The sequence below is a fragment of the Pseudomonas sp. GW821-FHT10C09 genome, assembly GCF_059415465.1.
Genome location: NZ_JBWKNG010000012.1, coordinates 176,829 through 195,646 on the forward strand (window position 1 = coordinate 176,829; position 18,818 = coordinate 195,646).

Here is an 18,818-nt window from a genome sequence, read left to right on the forward strand (position 1 = left end):
CCCCGATTTTTCTTTACTCGAGATCACTCATGAACCGAGATCAATTGACCCTGCCGTTCAAGGCCCTGGCCCTGACCGCACTTATGATCGGAGGCGCCCAGGCCGCCACCGCACCGCCACCCGGCAAAGTATTCAAGGACTGCCGCGACTGCCCGGAAATGGTGGTGCTGCCCGCCGGCACCTTCACCATGGGCACGCCGGACGATGAAGTCGGTCGCGAGCCCGACGAAGGCCCGATGCACGACGTGACCTTCGCCAAGCCATTCGCCATGAGCCGCTTCCAGGTCACCGCCGGTGAATGGGACAGCTACGTGCGCGAGAGCGGCGTGATCATTGCCAATGGCGATACCCGGCCGGGCCGCGAATGCGTCGCCAGCAAACCGCGTTATCCGCAGACACCACGCCAGCCTGCGGTGTGCATGAACTTCGACGACGTCAAAAACTACGTCGCCTGGCTGTCGAAAAAAACCGGGCAGAAATACCACATGGTCAGCGAGGCCCAACGGGAATACGCCGCGCGGGGCGGCACCAAGGGCCCATTCCCCTTCCCCTTCGATGAAGACAAGGCCTACAGCATCGCCAGGCACGCCAACACCTACGGCCCGGCGGACGGTTACAGCTACAGCTCGCCCGTGGGCAGCTACCCGCCGAACGCCTTCGGCATGTACGACATGCATGGCAACGTTTATGAATGGGTCGAAGACTGCGAACACCCGGACTACGTCGGCGCCCCAACAGATGGCAGCGCGTGGGTAGAGGCCAAGTGCGAAGCCGTGCGCATTCGTGGCAACGATTGGGGTGAAGCACCGGTGTTCTCGCGCTCGGGCAACCGCAATAGCCAGTACCCGCAAGAGCGCGGGGACTGGATGGGCTTTCGCATTGTCCGCGATCTCTAAGAATCACCGAGATCCCCTGTGGGAGCGAACCTGCTCGCGAAGTCGGCGTGTCAGTCGACATTGAAATTGAATGTCAGTGCGCTTTCGCGAGCAGGCTCGCTCCCACAGGGTTATGTGTGACGACCATCAGTCGATGGTCGCTAAATTAAGCCTTCGATCAGACGTTCTACTGGGTATCTGCCTTTCCACCCAAGGAACCGTCCTCCATGACCCAGCCTCCCCGTGGCGCCATCGGCGAATTGTTCGCCCTGTTGAAACCCTTTCGGCTTATCGTCGCTGCGTCCATTTTCCTGGGCATGGTCGGCGGCCTGAGCGTCACGGTCTTGCTGGCGACCATCAACAACGCCCTGCATTCGGACAGCGGCCTGACCCAAGGCGTCGTCGCGCTGTTCGCCGGCCTGTGCCTGCTGGCGCTGCTGAGTTCGATCTGCTCGGACATCGGCACCAACTACGTCGGCCAGCACATCATCGCCAAACTGCGTAAACAGTTGGGCGAAAAAGTCCTGTCGGCGCCCATCGAACAGATCGAGCGCTACCGCAGCCACCGGCTGATCCCGGTGCTGACCCACGACGTCGACACCATCAGCGATTTCGCTTTCGCCTTCGCCCCCCTGGCGATTTCCGTGACCGTGACCCTCGGTTGCATGGGTTACCTGGCGATCCTGTCGTGGCCGATGTTCCTGATCATGGTCGCCGCCATCCTGATCGGCACGGCGATTCAGGCCTACGCCCAGAGCAAAGGCGTGCAGGGTTTCATGGCCGCCCGCGACGCTGAAGACGAACTGCAAAAACACTACAACGCGATTGCCGAAGGCGCCAAGGAACTGCGCATTCATCGCCCGCGCCGCCAGCGCATGTTTGTCTCGGGCATCAAGGCCACCGCCGAATTCATCTGCAACACCCAGGTGCGTTCGATCAACACGTTCGTGATCGCCAAGACCTTTGGCTCGATGCTGTTCTTCGTGGTGATCGGTTTGGCCCTGGCCCTGCAAACCTTCTGGCCGAGCGCCGACAAAACCGTGATGAGCGGTTTCGTGCTGGTGCTGCTGTACATGAAAGGCCCGCTGGAACACTTGATCAGCACCCTGCCGATTGTCAGCCGTGCGCAGATCGCATTCCGCCGCATCGCTGAGTTGTCCGAGCAGTTTTCCACCCCTGAACCGCATCTGCTGCTGAGCGATCAGGGCCAGGTCAAACAAGCCGTGCACGAACTGAAACTGGCCGATGTGCGTTTCGCTTTCCCGGCCGTTGAAGGGGCGGCGCCGTTCCAGCTCGGGCCGGTCAACCTGACGATCAAGCAAGGCGACATCACCTTTATCGTCGGCGAGAACGGTTGCGGCAAGACCACGTTGATCAAGTTGCTGCTGGGGCTGTACACACCGCAGCAGGGCGAGATCAGCGTCAACGGCGAGGCCATCGACGCGCAGAATCGCGATGATTATCGCCAGTTGTTCACCACGATTTTCGCCGACTACTACCTGTTCGATGACGTGGTCCAGGGCGATACGCACATCCCCGAAGACGCCAACAAATACCTGCAACGACTGGAAATCGCGCACAAGGTCAGCGTCAAGGACGGCAATTTCACCACCACCGACCTCTCCACCGGCCAGCGCAAACGCCTGGCGCTGGTCAATGCGTGGCTGGAGGAACGTCCGGTGCTGGTGTTCGATGAATGGGCGGCGGATCAAGACCCGACCTTCCGCCGGATCTTCTACACCGAGCTGCTGCCGGACCTCAAACGCCTGGGCAAGACCATCATCGTGATTTCCCACGATGACCGTTATTTCGATGTCGCCGATCAACTGGTGCGCATGGAAAGCGGCCGGGTGGTTACCGAACTCGCCCCTGCCTGATCCCTCGCCACAGGTTCGCAATAAACCTGCTCATTTCATCTTTCTGAAATTTATTTCTCAGGTTTCTTTCCGGTTTTACGTCCACGCCGCGTCTTAATAATCATTCTTATTAACAATAACTTTGCACAACACTTTTCAGGAGCTCAGGTAAGTAATGCGACCTCAACCACGCCGCACACCTCTCGCGCTGGCCGTACAGCGCCCGACTTTGCATCGCACCCTGTTTACAAGCGTATTGCTGACCGCCACCTTGCTGGGGAGCTCGATGGCCAATGCTGCACCTGTAAAAGTGAATATTGCCGTCCAGCCGCTTTCCAATGCGCTGACTGAACTCGGCATGCAGACCAACCTGCAGATCCTCTACAGCCCGGATCAGGTGGCCGGCATCAAGTCCCGTGCGGTGTCCGGTTCGCTGGAACCGTCTGATGCCCTGAAGGCACTGCTGCAAGGCTCCGGCATTTCGTTCCAGATCAACGGCAACACCGTGACCCTGGTGTCCGGTGGCGGTTCGGGCCTGCAACTGGGCGCGACCACCATTTCCGGCCAGGCCCTGGGCCTGACCACGGAAGACACCGGTTCGTACACCACCGGCGCCACCGCCTCCGCGACCGGGCTGCCGCTGAGCATTCGTGAAACCCCGCAATCGGTCACCGTGGTGACGCGTCAGCAGATGGACGATCGCGGCGTACAGAGCGTGTCTGACGCCTTGCGCAACACCCCCGGCGTCACGATGCAGAAGTACGACAGTGACCGCACCGAGTTTTCCGCCCGTGGTTTTGCCATCACCAACTTCCAGTACGACGGCGTCAACATTCCCTACGACGGCGTGTACGGTGAAAACCCGAACAACGGCGACGACGCGGCCAGCCTCGACCGCATCGAAGTCGTCAAAGGCGCTACCGGCCTGATGACCGGCGCGGGCGACCCGTCTGCCACCGTCAACCTGATCCGCAAGAAACCGACCAAGGAATTCAAGGCCTCGGTCAGCGCCACCGCCGGTTCCTGGGACAATTACCGCACCGAAGGCGATATCTCCGGTTCGCTGACCGATAGCGGCAACGTACGAGGTCGCTTCGTCGGCGCCTACCAGGACAAGGACTCGTACATCGACCACTACAGCCAGAAAAAAGACATCTTCTACGGCGTCCTTGAAGCCGACCTGACGGACGACACCTTGCTGACGTTTGGTATCGACAAATCCAGCGTCACTCCGCGCGGCAGCACCTGGACCGGTAACGCACCGTACTTCACCGACGGCAGCCGTACCGACTTCTCGCGCAGCTTCAACCCGGGTGCCGACTGGAGCCGCCGCGATTTCGACAGCACGACGTACTTCGCCTCGCTTGAACAAGCGCTGGCCAATGGCTGGAAATTCAAGGCCAGCTTCGACCAGAAAACCACCGATCACGACACCCAACTGGCCTCGGCCAGCGGTGGCTCGGCAGACCCTGTCACGGGCGAAGGCAACTTCCTGTACTGGGGGCGCTGGGAAGGTCATCGCGTGCAGAACTCAGGTGACGTGAACATTTCCGGTCCGTTCTCGCTGGGGGGTCGCGAGCATGAACTGGTCGCCGGTTTCATGGCCGCCCACTCGCGCCAGACCGGTGCGACCTACGACACCAGCGCTTTCGAACTGGTGCCGGGCAGCATCTTCGACTGGAACGGTCACCTGCCGAAACAGGAATTCCCGAAGAACGGCAAGTACGAACGCACCCAAAGCCAGAACGGTATCTACATGGCCACGCGCCTGCGTCCGACCGACGACCTGTCGTTCATCCTCGGCGGCCGTTTGAGCACCTTCAAGTACAACGAAGATTACTCGTACTATCCGGGGGCAGCCCTGACCGACACCCATGCCAGCTACAAGGAACATGGCGTTGTCACCCCGTACGCCGGTGTGGTCTATGACCTGAACGATACGTACTCGGTGTATGCCAGCTACACCAAGATCTACCAGCCACAAATCTACCTGGACGCAAGCGGTTCGACCCTTGACCCGGTTGAGGGCGACAGCTACGAGACGGGCCTGAAAGCGGCTTACTTCGAAGGCAAGCTGAACGCCACCTTTGCCTTGTTCCAGATCAATCAGGACAACGTTGCCCAGTACGTCACCACCGACGTAGGCACCGGTCGAGACGTCTATGAAGCCATCTCCGGCGCCACCACCAAAGGTGTGGAAATGGAACTGGCCGGCGAACTGGCCGAGGGCTGGAACCTGTCGGCCGGCTACACCTACGCCCGCACCCGCGACAAGGACGAGCAACGTATCTACGGTTTCCCGCTGGCCTCCAGCAAACCGGAACACGTCGTGCGCACCTTCACCACCTACCGCCTGCCGGGCGCGCTGGACCAGTTCACCGTCGGTGGTGGCATCAGCTGGCAGAGCGCGTTCTACGGCCAGAGCTCCAGCCCGACTGCCGGCAGTACCCTGCTCAAGCAAGGCGGCTACACCCTTGTGGACCTGATGACCCGTTACCAGTACGACGACCACCTGAGCTTCACCGCCAACGCCAACAACGTCTTCGACAAGAAGTACATGTCTGGCCTGGGCAACTTCGGTACGACGTTCTACGGCGAGCCGCGCAACCTGCAGCTCACGGCCAAGTATGATTTCTGAGGGGTGAGCTGAAATGAAAAATGCCCGTGTCGCGAGATGCGGGTATTTTTTTGTCTGAGCGATTTGTGTTGGATGTCAGGCCGCCTTCGCGAGCAGGCTCGCTCCCACTGGAGATCTGCGGTGTTCTCAAGATCCATGTGGGAGCGAGCCTGCTCGCGAAGGCGATAGTGGATTCACCAAAAGCCCCCCAGGCCAGACACAAAAAAACCGCCACCCCTGATCCAGGAATGGCGGTTTTTTTCAGTTCATCTCACACCCGGGAACGCACCCACCCCGCCACTTCCGCGTGAATCCCTTCAACCTCCCCCAACAACCCCGCCATGCGCATAAAGTCATGGGTCATGCCCGGTTGCTCCAGCAACGTCACCTCATTACCCGCCGCACTCAACAGTTCGGCATAGGCCAGCCCTTCGTCATGCAACGGATCATGCCCGGCCAGGTACACCAGCGCCGGTGCCACGCCGGATAAATCCGCCGCCAGCAACGGCGAGCAGCGCCAGTCTGTGAGGTCCTGCGGCGTGCGCCCGTAATGCGCGTAAAACCAGTCCAGCGTTGGCGTTTCCAGCAAATAGCCCTCGGCGAAATCCCGATGCGAGGCGCGTTTCGTCGTTGCATCCGTCACTGGGTACAGCAACACCTGCGCCTTGGGTTTCAACGCCAGTTCCTCAGGCTCGCGCACCGCCATGATCGACAACACCGTGGCCAATGTCGCGCCCACGCTGTCACCGACCAATGCCACCCGATTGGCGTCCAGCCCTCGTGACGCGCCTTCACGTACCAGCCAGTTGCCGGCGTCGCAGGCATCCTGCACGGGTGTCGGGAAGCGCCACTCCGGTGCCAGTCGATAATCCACGGTCAGCAACGCAAAACCACCCTGCGAGGCCAGGCGCCGACACAACGCATCGTGGGAATCGAGACTGCCAACCACATAGCCGCCGCCATGGAAATACAACACCACCGGCTGCAAGCCCTGGACCGTTTGCCCGTCGCGATACAAGCGCGCCGACAGGCTATGACCGTCGCGGGCAGGAATGATGAAATTCTCACAGACCACGGTGTCCAGCGGCACATCGAGAAACCCCGACGACGCTTCAAAATCGATCCGCGCCTGTTGCGGCGATTGCTCATGCATCGCGCGGCTTTTGCCGGTCATCCGGCCGAACTCGGCGAGTTCGAGAAATGCTTCAAGTTCTGGCAATACGGCCATGGGATGAATCCTTTTACACAAAGAGGTCAATAATCGGGCACTACACAAAATTGAAAACCAGCGATCCCCTGTGGCGAGGGAGCTTGCTCCCGCTGGGTCGCGAAGCGGCCCCCTCCTCAGCCCAAAAAGAGGGGGACTGCTGCGCAGTCCAGCGGGAGCAAGCTCCCTCGCCACAGGGTGTTCATCGATCCTTTAGGCAATGGCCAAACGCCGCCCCAGCAAGTCTTCCAGATCATCCAGCAACTCATCACCGCGCAGCAGTTCGTAATGCCCGCCGGCCAACAGGCGATCTGCGCCATGGCTGCCGACCTGCGCCTCGAACACCCGGCGTTCGTCATCACGCTCGGCCACCCACCAGCGGTGCGCCGAAGCTTGAATCACCGGCAGTTGCCGATGCGCCAACGCCAGTTGCTTGAGGCGTGAACCCGTCGCAAAAATCTGCGTCAGTTCCCCTGCGCCCAATGCCGCTTGCTCATTGGAACCGTGCAAGGCCGCCTCGATCACTGCGATGGAACCCTCGCGCTCGTTCAAATCAGCGGCTTTGCGCGCGATCAATGCCTGCGCCTCATCGGCCGGCAACCCGAGCACAAACTTCAGGAAGTCGCCCAGATCCTCGCGCCAGTCCCCCGCTTCCGCGGTGCCCGCCACGTAGCTGTCGACCAGCCCGGCAAACGCCACCGTTTCACCCTGGGATTCCAGTTCGTGAGCGACCAGTTGCGTCAACGCGCCGCCCAACGACCAGCCCAACAGGTAATACGGGCCCTTGGCCTGCTGACCGCGAATCCGCTGCGCATAGGCTTGCGCCATGGCCAGCAGCGATTCGTCCTGCCATTGCGGATCAAGCAACATGCGACATTGCACGCCGTACACCGTGCGCCGTCCTTCCAGACGCCGCGCCAGCGGTTCGTAGTCGAACACCGTGCCGAAACCGGCGTGCAGGCAAAACAACGCCGGCACGTTGGGGATTCGCGCATTCAGCGCCAGCAAGGGGTCCGGTGCGGACGCTGGTTCAGCCACCTGATAGCCACTGAGTTCGGCGATGCACGGTTTCTGCATCAGATCCCTCAGCTTCAATTCGAAGCCCAATTGCGGCTGGCTGCGCACCCGCGAAATGACTTTGAGCACCTGCAACGAGTCACCACCGAGTTCGAAGAAGTTATCGTCAATGCCTACTTGCGGCACGCCAAGCACCTCTTGCCAGATCGCGGTCAGCGCCGTTTCCAGTGCGTTACGCGGTGCGCGATAGCCGCCAAGCGCCCATTCCGGCGTTGGCAGTGCGCGACGATCAAGCTTGCCGTTGGCCGACAGCGGGAAGCGTTCCAGCACCATGATCCGCGCCGGCACCATGTAATCCGGCAGTTGCGCTTGCAGTTCGGACTTCAAGCGACGATCCAGACCGACTGCGCCGGCCGCCACCACATAACCGACCAATTGTTTGCCGGTCGGCGTGTCGTGGACCACCACAGCGGCATCCTGCACGCCCGCGCACTCACGCAGACGCGCTTCGATCTCGCCCGGTTCGATCCGGAAACCACGGATCTTCACTTGCTGGTCGAGCCGTCCCAGGTAGTCGATCAACCCGCACTCACGCTGGCGCACCAAGTCGCCGGTGCGGTACATGCGGCCACCGGCCTCGAACGGATCGGGGATGAAACGCTCGGCACTCATGCCCGGACGCTGGTGGTAACCCCGCGCCAGGCATTCGCCGCCCAGGTACAGCTCACCGCTGACGCCGACCGGCAACGGATTGAGGTCGACATCCAGCACGTACAAGCCACGCCCGGCCACGCCCCGACCAATCGGCGCATACGCCGCGTCACAGGTTTCGCTGGCCTCGGCACGCCACAACAGCGGCGTGACCACGGTTTCGGTCGGGCCATAGCCATTGACCAGACGCTGCGGACGCAAGGCGCGTTTGACCTGTTCGAAACTGGCGTCCGGCACCGCATCACCGCCAAAGCAATACACCTCGACCGCTGGCGGATTGCCCAGACGTTCGGCGACTTCGGCCATTTGTTGCAGGTACGCCGGCGGGAAGCAGGCGACGGTGACGGCATGACGATGCAGCACTTCCAGGGTCTGCTCCGGGGTCCACAAACTGTCCTCGCGAATCACCAGACTGCCGCCGGCCAACAGCACACTCAGCCAACGCTCCTGAGCGCCGTCGAAAGCGAACGACATGAAGTGCAATTCACGGCTGCGCGGCGCCAGTTCGTAGAGCTCGATGATGCCGCGGCAATGCCGGGCAATCGGCCCGCGTTCCACGGCCACGCCTTTCGGTTGGCCGGTGGAGCCGGAGGTGTAGATCAGGTACGCCAGATGCCCCGGCAACGGATTGGAAACCGGGCACACCACGTTGTCGGCAACGCGCAGCTGATCAAGCAGCAGGCGTGGCGGGCTATCCGCCAACGGCAGCCTTTCGCCCAGATCACTGTCGCAGAGCAACAGACTGGCGGCCGAATCGCTCAACATATAAGCCAGTCGTTCGGCCGGGTACGCCAGGTCCAAAGGCAGGTAAGCCGCCCCCGCTTTCAGCACCGCGAGGAACGCCACGATGGTGCGTTCGGACCGCGGCAACGCTACCGCCACCAGACTTTCCGCGCCGATGCCCCGATCGATCAATTGCTGCGCCAGCCCATTGGCCTGCGCCTCAAGCTCGGCATAGCTAAGGTGCCGATCCTCACAGATCAAGGCGATTTTCTGCGGCTGCGTCTGTACATGCTGATTGAACGCGTGCAGCACATCGGCGCTGTCGGCCGACGCTTGCGGCAGGCTGATACGCGACTCAGGCAGGCCAATATCGCCGAGCAGACACGTCGCATCCTCCGGCAATGCACGCAGCAACCCTTCGAGCTGCGCACGAATCCGCTGCACTTCCATCTCACTGAAGCGGTCTTGCAGGAACAAATACTCGACTTCCAGGCCTTCTTCGTTGGCACTGACCATCAAGTCCATCGGGAAGTTGGTCACGCCACCGCTGCCGACCTCGGCAAAACGCAGCTCACCTTCCTCACCCCCGCGCAACGCACGGTCCACCGGATGGTTTTCGAACACGATGATGCTGTCGAACAAGCCCTGACCACCCTGCCCGGCCCAGCGCTGAATGTCCGACAACGGTGTGTGTTCGTAGTCGCGGACCATCAGGTTGTAGTCCTGCAAGTCACGCAACCACTCGCCCAACGGCTGTTGCGGATCAAGCGTCTGGATCACCGGCAAGGTGTTGATGAACAGGCCGAGCATGTCTTGCGCCCCGGCCAAACCGGTTGGACGCCCGGCCACCGTGGCGCCGAACGCGACGCTGCGCTGGCCGCTGTGGCGCTGCAACAGCAACAACCACGCGCCTTGCACCAGCGTGTTCAGCGTCACGCGTTGACGCTTGGCGAAGGTGTGCAGTTTGCGCGTCGCCTCGCTGTCGAGGTTGCTGTACATCACGCCGTGGCCGGAGCCTGCGGCACCCGACGCCTTGGCCAGAATGGTCGGTTCTTCGAGCAATGCCAGGCGTTCGCGCCAGAAGCCCTCGGCCTGCGCCCCGTCCTGACGTTGCAGCCAGGCGATGTAATCGGCGTAGCGACCGGTCAGGGTCGGCAACGTGTCGTTGTGATACAGGCGCAGCATGTCACCCAGCAGTCGCGAGGCGCTCCAGCCGTCGAGCAGCAAGTGGTGGTAAATCCAGATCATCTGGTAACGGTCATCACCGAGGCGCACCAGGATGAAACGCATCAGCGGCGGGCAGCTCAGGTCGAAACCCTTGGCCTGTTCCGCGGCGGCCAGTTCCTGCAACGCCTGCTCAGTGTCGCGGCGCTCACGCCAGTCGAGTTCTTCGATGGGCAACTCGACGTCGGCGAACACCGCTTGCAGCGGATCGGCCAGGCCATCGCGCCAGCGGAACGCCGCACGCAGCACTTCGTGACGCTCGACCAGGGTCTGCCACGCCGCGCGGAAACGCGGCACCTGCAAACCGTCCACCGCCACGCTCAACTGGTTGACGTACGGGTTGAGCTCCGGTGAATCGAGGCAATGGAACAACATGCCTTGCTGCATCGGCGACAGCGGATACAAGTCTTGCAGTCCTTCACGGGCGGCAACGTCGATGTGCGGCACCAGCGAAAAAGCTTCGACTTTCGGCGCTTCGATCAATGTTGCTTCACGGCTGCCGGCCACGGCGGCCAACGCACGAATGGTCTGCTGCTCGAACAGTTGCTTCGGACTGAACACCAACCCGCGCTGCCCGGCACGGCTCACCGCTTGCAACGAGATGATCGAATCCCCGCCCAGTTCGAAGAAGTTTTCGGTGACGCCCACCGATTCCAGCCCCAGCAGTTCCTGCCAGATGTCCACCAGCAGTGCTTCGGCCGGCGACGCGGCAGCCACCTGATCCTGATTCTGTCGAGTGGCCTCAGGCGCCGGCAGCCCCTGTCGGTCAAGCTTACCGTTCGGTGTCAGCGGCAACGCCGCCAGGCACATCAAATGCGCTGGCAGCATGTGCGCCGGCAAGCGGCTGCGCAGGTGCGCCGTCAGCGCTTCACGCAGCTCCTGCTCATCGGCGAGCGGATCGCGCGGCACCACGTAACCGACCAATTGGCGGCTGACCGGACCTTCGCGGTCGATCACGAAGGCTTCACGCACACCTTCATGTTCAAGCAGGCAGGCTTCGATTTCGCCGAGTTCGATACGGAACCCGCGAATCTTCACCTGCTGGTCGATCCGGCCAAGGTATTCAACGACGCCATCGGCACGGAACCGCGCAAGGTCGCCGCTGCGGTACAAACGTGCGCCCGGTACGAACGGGTCCGGCACGAAGCGTTCAGCCGTCAAATCGGGACGCTGATGGTAACCCCGGGCGACGCCCTCGCCGCCCAGGTACAACTCGCCCGCGACGCCGACCGGCAACGGCTGCAGACCGCCGTCCAGAATATAGGCGCTGCGATTACCCACCGGCCGGCCAATCGGCATGAACGCCGAGTCGAATTCGGTATCCGGGTACGCCAGCCAGATCAGCGGCGTGATCACCGTTTCGGTCGGGCCGTAGCCGTTGATCAGGCGTTTCGGTTGCAGTACCTGCTGCACTTCGTCGAAGGCATGTTTGGCCATGCCTTCACCGCACGGGGTGTACGAACGGATCGGCAGATCACGCCCCGCTTCGCCCATGAATTCGGCGATCTGACCCAGATAGGTCGGGGTGAAACAGGCGATGGTGATGCCGTGTTTTTCGATCTCGGCGCAGGTGCGCTCGACACTCCACAACTCATCGTCACGGGGCATCACCGCCGAACCGAACACCAGCGGCGTCAGCCAGCGTTCGTGGGCGCCGTCGAAGCTGATCGAAGCAAATTGCAGCTCGCGGTCGTCCGGGGTCATGCCGTACAACTCGCCGATGGACAGACAATGCATGGCCAGCGGACCGTGGGCCACGCTAACGCCTTTCGGCCGCCCGGTGGAGCCCGAGGTGTAAATCAGATAGGCGAGGTTTTCGCCACAGGTCAGGTTGACCAGGTTGGTCTCAGCCGTCGATTCCAGCGGTTCGCGGTCGACCTCCAGCACCGCCAGACCTTGCGGCAACGGCAGTTTTTCCCGCAGCCACGACTGGCTGATCAGCAGCGCAATGCCGCTGTCTTCCATCAGGTAGCGCAGGCGTTCGGCCGGGTACGCAGGGTCCAATGGCACGTAGGCGCCGCCGGCCTTGAGGATCGCCAACAGGCCGATGATCATTTCCGGCGAACGCTGCATCGCCAGGCCGACCCGCACTTCCGGGCCGATGCCCAGTGCGCGCAAGCGATGGGCCAATTGGTTGGCGCGACGGTTGAGTTGGTCGAAGCTCAGCTCCAGGTCATTGAAGATCAGTGCGGTGGCGTCCGGGCGAATAACCGCCTGGGCCTCGATCAATTGATGCACACACAGCGGATTTGCCGTGGCGGTGAACGCAGGATTCCACTCGACCAATTGTTGAGCACGTTCCGGCGCGGTCAGCAGGTCCAGTTCACTCAATGCTGACTGAGGCGCGGCGACCATCGCCGCCAGCAGCGCAGCCAGATGCTCGCTCATGCGGGCAATCGCCGCGGCGCTGAAATGAGCGCACTGATAGCTCCAGTTCAGGCTGAGCTGGCTTTCGGCGGTGGCCGCCAGCGTCAGCGGGAAGTTGGTGCGTTCATGGTTCTGCGGGATCGAGAAGCTCAACCCGGCCGGCGCGCCCTGTTGCAGCGCTTCGGCCACCGGGAAGTTTTCGAACACCAGCAGGCTGTCGAACAATGGCTCGCCGGCACGTCCAGCCCAGCGCTGAATGTCGCCCAATGCGGTGAACTCATGCTCACGCAATTCCAGGTTCTGCGCCTGCAAGCGGCTCAGCCACTGGCCGACGCTTTCAAGCGCATCCGGCGTGCTGATCACCGGCAAGGTGTTGATGAACAACCCGAGCTGGCTTTCGGCCCCCGGCAAATCCACCGGCCGCCCCGCCACGGTGGCGCCGAACGCCACGCTGCGCTGGCCGCTGTAGCGTTGCAACAGCAGCGCCCACGCGCCTTGCACCAAGGTGTTGAGCGTGACTTTCTGCTGACGGGCGAACTCGCTGAAGCGTTGGCTGGTGGCAACATCGAACGTCTGGCGATGGTCGCCGAACCCTGCCGTCGACAGGTGTTTACCGCCGCCATGGGCCAGGCTCTGCGCCAACAGTGTCGGGTTGTCGAGGTGGGCCAGTTGCTCGCGCCAGAACAGTTCATCTGCCTGTGCGTCCTGACGTTGCAGCCAGCCGATGTAATCGGCAAAACGACCGGTTGGCGCCTGCACTTCCTGCCCGGCATAGCGCTGCAAGACTTCGCTCAGCAGCAGCGAATTGCTCCAGCCATCCAGCAACAGGTGATGGTGGGTGTAGATCAGTTGCTGGCGATCATCGTCGAGTCGCACCAGGGTCAAGCGCATCAGCGGTGCCCGGGTTGGGTCGAGTTGCAGGCGTTCACTGTCGATCAGTAAAGCCAGCGCTTCGGCCTGATCGCTGCGGCCGCGCCAGTCGAGGCGGTTCAGCGGCAATTGCAGATGACGATGGACCAACTGCACCGGCGCTTCGAAACCCTCCGGGAAGTGGAAACTGCTGCGCAGGATCGGATGGGTGTCGAGCACCGCTTGCCACGCGCAGCCCAGTCGTTCGGCATCCAGACCTCGGGCTTCGACGCTGAGCTGGTTCACGTACGCGCCAGACTCCGCCTCATACAAACTGTGGAACAACAAACCGGCCTGCATCGGCGACAGCGGATACACGTCCTCGATCTGCGCCGGCGGTACCGGCAAGCCATCGAGTTGTGCCTGAGTGAGACGCGCCAGCGGGAAGTCCGCCGGGGTCACGCCGCCCGCGCCATCGCTCAGGCAATGGGCGATCAGTGCCAGCAATTGATCACGGAAATCTGCCGCCAGGGCTTCGATTTCACGCTGATCGAAGCATTCGCGGCTGAAGGTCCAGTCGAGTTTCAGTTCGCCGCCATAGACCTGACCGTCCACCGACAGCCAGTTCGGCAACGGTGCGTCGGCCGATTGCGCGGCACCGCTGGATTCGCGAGCCGGGGTGAACAGCGCGTCCTCGGCGAAGCTCTGGTCAAACTGGCCAAGGTAGTTGAACGTCACCCGCGCTTGCGGCAACGCGGCCAATGCCGCTTGGGTCGACGCATCGCCCATGTAACGCAACAGGCCGTAGCCCATGCCTTTGCCGGGGATCTCGCGTAGCTGTTGCTTGATGGCCTTGATCGAACCCGCCAGGTCGGCAGTCGGCGTCAGGCGCACCGGGAACAGGCTGGAGAACCAGCCGACGGTGCGGGTCAGGTCGATGTCGTCGAACAGCTCTTCGCGGCCATGGCCTTCGAGCTGAATCAGCGCCGATTCGTTACCGGTCCAGCGGCTGAGGGTGCGGGCCAGTGCAGTCAGCAACAGGTCGTTGACTTGCGTGCGGTAGATCGCCGGCGCCTGTTGCAGCAGTTGGCGAGTTTGTTCGCGGTCCAGACCGATGCTGACGCCCTGGCGCAGATGCCCGGCCTGACTGGCGTGGGCATTGGCCGCCGGCAACCAATCATTGGCGACGCTGAGCTGCGCCTGCCACCAGGCCAGTTCGCCAGTGGCGGCTTCGGAGCGTGCATAGGCGTCGAGTTTCTCGGCCCAGGCCTGGAAAGCGCTGGTCTTCGGCGGCAGGTCTTGCCCAAGGTAGGCTGCCTGCAAATCTTCCAGCAACACCCGCCAGGACACACCGTCCACCGCCAAGTGGTGGATCACCAGCAGCAACCGCTGCGAACCGTCGGCCTGGGCGATCAACGCCACGCGCAGCAATGGACCGTCTTGCAAACTGAGGCTGCGTTGCGCTTCTTCGCACACCGATTCGAGCGACGCATCGCTGGCCACGCGAGCGGTCCAGAGCATGTCGATCACATCGGCACTGTCGGCCCCGACATAACGCGCCGACCATTGGCCGTCGACCTGACTGAAGCGCAAACGCAGTGCGTCGTGCTGTTTGAGCAGACGTTGCAGCGCCGCTTGCAGGCGCGGCAATTCGAGGGTTTCACGCGGTACCAACAGCACGGCCTGGTTCCAGTGCGCGCGTTGCGGGATGGGTTCGTCGAAGAACCAGCGCTGGATCGGCGTGAGTGTTTGCCCCCCGTCCACCGGCCCTTGTTGCGCCAGCGGTGCGGCCTGTTCTTTAACCACAGCGGCCAGCGCTTGCAAGGTCTGCTGCTGGAACAGGTCACGCGGTTGCAGGCTCAGGCCGGCACGACGCGCACGGCTGACCACTTGAATCGAAATGATCGAGTCGCCACCCAATTCGAAGAAGTTGTCCTGACGCCCGACCTGCTCCACGCCCAACACGTCCTGCCAGATCTGCGCCAGCACCTGTTCGTGTTCGCTGCGCGGCGCTTCGAAGGCGCGTTGGCTGACGTGCGCGGTGGGTGCTGGCAGCCGTTTGCGGTCGAGCTTGCCGTTGGGGCTCAGGGGCATTTGTTCGATCAGCACCGTCTGCGCCGGCACCATGTAATCCGGCAGGCTGGCGAGCAAATGGCTTTTCAGGGTTTCGCGCCACGCGCCTTGTTGCTCGGAACTGGCCTCCAGCAGTGCGCGATCCTGCGGCACGAGGTACGCGACCAATTGCTTGCCACTCGGGCCGTCGAGGGCCAGCACCACGGCTTCCTGCACGTCGGCATGCTCTTGCAGGCGCGCTTCGATTTCGCCCAGTTCGATGCGCAAACCGCGAATCTTCACTTGGTGGTCGATGCGCCCGCAGTAATCGATGGCGCCGTCGGCGCGATAACGCGCCAGGTCACCGGTGCGGTACAGGCGCTCGCCGCTGCCGAACGGATCGACCACAAATCGCTCGGCGGTCAGCGCGCCGCGACGGTGATAACCGCGCGCCAGGCCGACGCCGCCGAGGTACAACTCGCCCACCGCGCCCAACGGCAACGGTTGCAGTTCACTGTCTAGGATGCAGGTGCGCAAGTTGGCGATAGGACGGCCGATCGGCACACTGTCGCGCCCCTCTTCCACGCAGGTCCAGTGGGTCACGTCGATGGCCGCTTCGGTCGGGCCATAGAGGTTGTAGAGATTGGCTTGCGGCAGGCTACGCAGGGTCTGGCGTTGCAGTTCCATCGGCAGCGCTTCACCGCTGCAAATGATCCGTGTCAGCGAGGTGCAGGCGAGTGATTCGTCGGCGCCGAGGAACGCGGAAAGCATCGACGGCACAAAGTGCAGCGTGGTGATCGCCTGCTCGACGATCAACGCGGCGAGGCGTTGCGGATCGCGATGTTCGCCCGGCGCGGCGATCACCAGCGTGGCGCCTTTCATCAGCGGCCAGAAAAACTCCCACACTGACACGTCGAAGCTGAACGGTGTTTTTTGCAACACACGGTCGGTCGGCAACAGGTTGTAGGCCTCTTGCATCCACTCCAGACGGTTATGCAGCGCCACATGACGGTTGCCCGCGCCTTTGGGTTTGCCGGTAGAACCGGAGGTGTAGATCACGTAGGCGAGGTTTTCGGCCAGAGCCAGGTTGGGTAATTCCGAGCCCGGCAGATCGCTCAACCAGTCGGCCTCGGCGCGCAGGCACAAAGTCCGCACATTATCGGGTGTCGGCAATTGCGCCAGCAGATGTTCCTGAGTCAACAGCAACGAAATGCCGCTGTCTTCGATCATGTAGCTCAGGCGATCCAGCGGGTATTCCGGGTCCAGCGGCACATAGGCACCACCGGCCTTGAGAATCGCCAACAGACCGACGACCATTTCAAACGAACGCTCGCAGGCAATCCCGACGATCACTTCCGGGCCGACACCCTGAGCGCGCAGGTGATGGGCCAGGCGGTTGGCGCGCAGGTTCAGCTCGGCGTAACTCAGGGTCTGGCCCTGGAACACCAGCGCCGTCGCCGCGCCGTTTTCAGCCACACACTCTTCGAAATGGCGCTGTACGCAGACTTCGCCCGGATAAGCCTGAGCGGTGTCGTTGAGGTCATCCAGAATACGCAGGCGCTCGTCGGCAGCCAGCAGAGGCAACTCGGCGAGTGGGCATTGCGGGTTCGCCAGCACACCGGCCAACAGGTTGCGCCAATGGCGGGCCAAATGCTCGATGCGCTCGGCGTCGAACAGATCGGTGGCATAGGTCAGGCTGGCGAACAGTTGGTCGCCCTCCTCCTGCGTGTCCAATTGCAGGTCGAACTGCGTGGTGTGCGCCGTGGCGTTCAGTGCTTCGACCCGCAGGCCGGCGAGCAAGCCGCTGACCGCTGCCGGTTTGGCTTGCTGGTGGTTGAACATCACCTGGAACAGCGGGCTGTGGCTGAGGCTGCGTTCACCTTGCAGCGCCTGCACCAGACGCTCGAACGGCAAGTCCTGATAATCCTGGGCATCCAGCGAAGCGGCGCGGGTCTGGTCGAGCAATTGGCTGAACGGCAGGCGTCCGTCCAGTTCGGCGCGCATTACCTGGGTGTTGACGAAGAAGCCGATCAGGCCACGGGTTTCCGCACGATTACGGTTGGCAATCGGCACGCCAACGCGCAGGTCGGACTGACCGCTGTAGCGATAGAGCAAGGCCTGGAAGCTCGCCAGCAACAGCATGAACGGCGTAACCCCGCGCTGTTTGGCAAAGGTCATCAGGCCGCTGGCCAAGGTTGCATCGAGGGCGAAATCCAGGCGCGCACCGCGCTGGCTCGGTTGCGCCGGGCGTGGGCGATCGGTCGGCAATTCCAGCAGCGGTTGTTCGCTGCCCAGCGTGTCGCGCCACCAGTTGAGCTGGCGCTCCAGTTCCCCCGCTTCCATCCAGCGGCGTTGCCACAGGGCGTAATCGCAATACTGGATCGGCAGCGGTTCCAGTGCTGCATCTTGCCCTTGGCAATGCGCGGCGTAGAGACGGGAGAATTCCTCCACCAACACGCCCATCGACCAGCCATCGGTGACGATGTGGTGCAGAGTCAGCAACAGCACGTGGTCTTCGGCATCCAGTTGCAACAGGCTGACCCGCAACAGCGGCCCGTGCTGCAGATCGAATGGGCGGGCGATTTCCAACTCGACGTTTTTCAATGCGAGATCGAGGCGATTTTCCTGAGGTTCGCCGCGCAGATCGATGTGTTCGATCGCCAGCGATGTGAACCCGGCCAGTGTCTGAACGACTTGACCGTCATCCTCGACAAAACGGCTGCGCAGGCTTTGATGCCGCTCCAGCAACACGTCAAAACTCTGCTGCAACGCCGCGACATTCAGCGGCCCGTGCAAACGCAACGCCGCCGGAATGTTGTACGCAGAACTCTGCGGGTCGAGTTGCCAGAGGAACCATTGGCGTTGCTGCGCGTACGACAGTTCGAAGCGGGTTTGCGGCTCGGCAGCCGGCGGGATCGGCAGTTGGCCGAAGCTCACGCCCTGCTCCTGCATGCGGCTCAGAAACTCGCGGCGCTTGTCGGCGGGCAGGCCGGCGAAACGGCTGGCGATACGCTGGGCAGTGGTGTGTTCCATCAGTTGATCTCCATCTCGTCGAGAAGCGACTCAAGCGCATCAAGACGTGCATCGTTGTCAGCCGGGGCGTGTTGCCCGGCCATGGCGGCATAAGCCTGCAGGTCGGTGGATTCGAACAGCGCGCGCAGCGGCAGCTCGATGCCCAGTTCCAGTTCCACGCGGGCACTGGCCTGGGCGGCGAGCAGCGAGTGCCCACCCAGTTCAAAGAAGTTGTCGCGACGACCGATCTGAGCCACGCCCAGCACCTCGGCCCAGATCGCCGACAGTTGCTGTTCGAGTTCGCCTTC

6 protein-coding genes are annotated in these 18,818 nt (G+C 62.4%); 3 read left to right on the forward strand and 3 right to left on the reverse strand.

Annotated elements, in window-relative coordinates; translation table 11 throughout:
- Window positions 1-29 precede the first annotated feature (29 nt).
- The 3 genes from pvdO (at window position 30) to AC07N8_RS14715 (ending at window position 5,369) form a co-directional block, all read left to right on the forward strand.
- Entirely contained in the window at window positions 30-896 is an 867-nt protein-coding gene (pvdO, locus tag AC07N8_RS14705) for a dihydropyoverdine dehydrogenase (RefSeq protein WP_493144270.1), read from the forward strand.
- 206 nt (window positions 897-1,102) lie between these two features.
- On the forward strand, window positions 1,103-2,752 hold the full coding sequence (locus AC07N8_RS14710) for a cyclic peptide export ABC transporter (RefSeq protein ID WP_483843482.1): 1,650 nt from the start codon (window positions 1,103-1,105) through the stop codon (window positions 2,750-2,752).
- Between the two features lie 154 nt (window positions 2,753-2,906).
- The gene (locus AC07N8_RS14715; RefSeq protein WP_493144272.1) at window positions 2,907-5,369 is read left to right on the forward strand and encodes a TonB-dependent siderophore receptor; all 2,463 of its coding nucleotides are present in this window, start codon (window positions 2,907-2,909) and stop codon (window positions 5,367-5,369) included.
- A gap of 250 nt (window positions 5,370-5,619) precedes the next feature.
- Here the strand turns inward: AC07N8_RS14715 and AC07N8_RS14720 are convergent, their stop codons facing one another.
- The 3 genes from AC07N8_RS14720 to AC07N8_RS14730 form a co-directional block, all read right to left on the reverse strand.
- On the reverse strand, window positions 5,620-6,576 hold the full coding sequence (locus tag AC07N8_RS14720; protein WP_493144274.1) for an alpha/beta hydrolase: 957 nt from the start codon (window positions 6,574-6,576) through the stop codon (window positions 5,620-5,622).
- A 192-nt stretch (window positions 6,577-6,768) separates the two neighbouring features.
- On the reverse strand, window positions 6,769-18,531 hold the full coding sequence (locus AC07N8_RS14725; protein ID WP_493144276.1) for an amino acid adenylation domain-containing protein: 11,763 nt from the start codon (window positions 18,529-18,531) through the stop codon (window positions 6,769-6,771).
- Complete coding sequence (locus AC07N8_RS14730; RefSeq protein ID WP_483843507.1) at window positions 18,531-18,797, reverse strand: phosphopantetheine-binding protein; 267 nt, start codon at window positions 18,795-18,797, stop codon at window positions 18,531-18,533. Before AC07N8_RS14730 ends, AC07N8_RS14725 begins: the two co-directional genes overlap by 1 nt.
- Window positions 18,798-18,818: the final 21 nt, after the last annotated feature.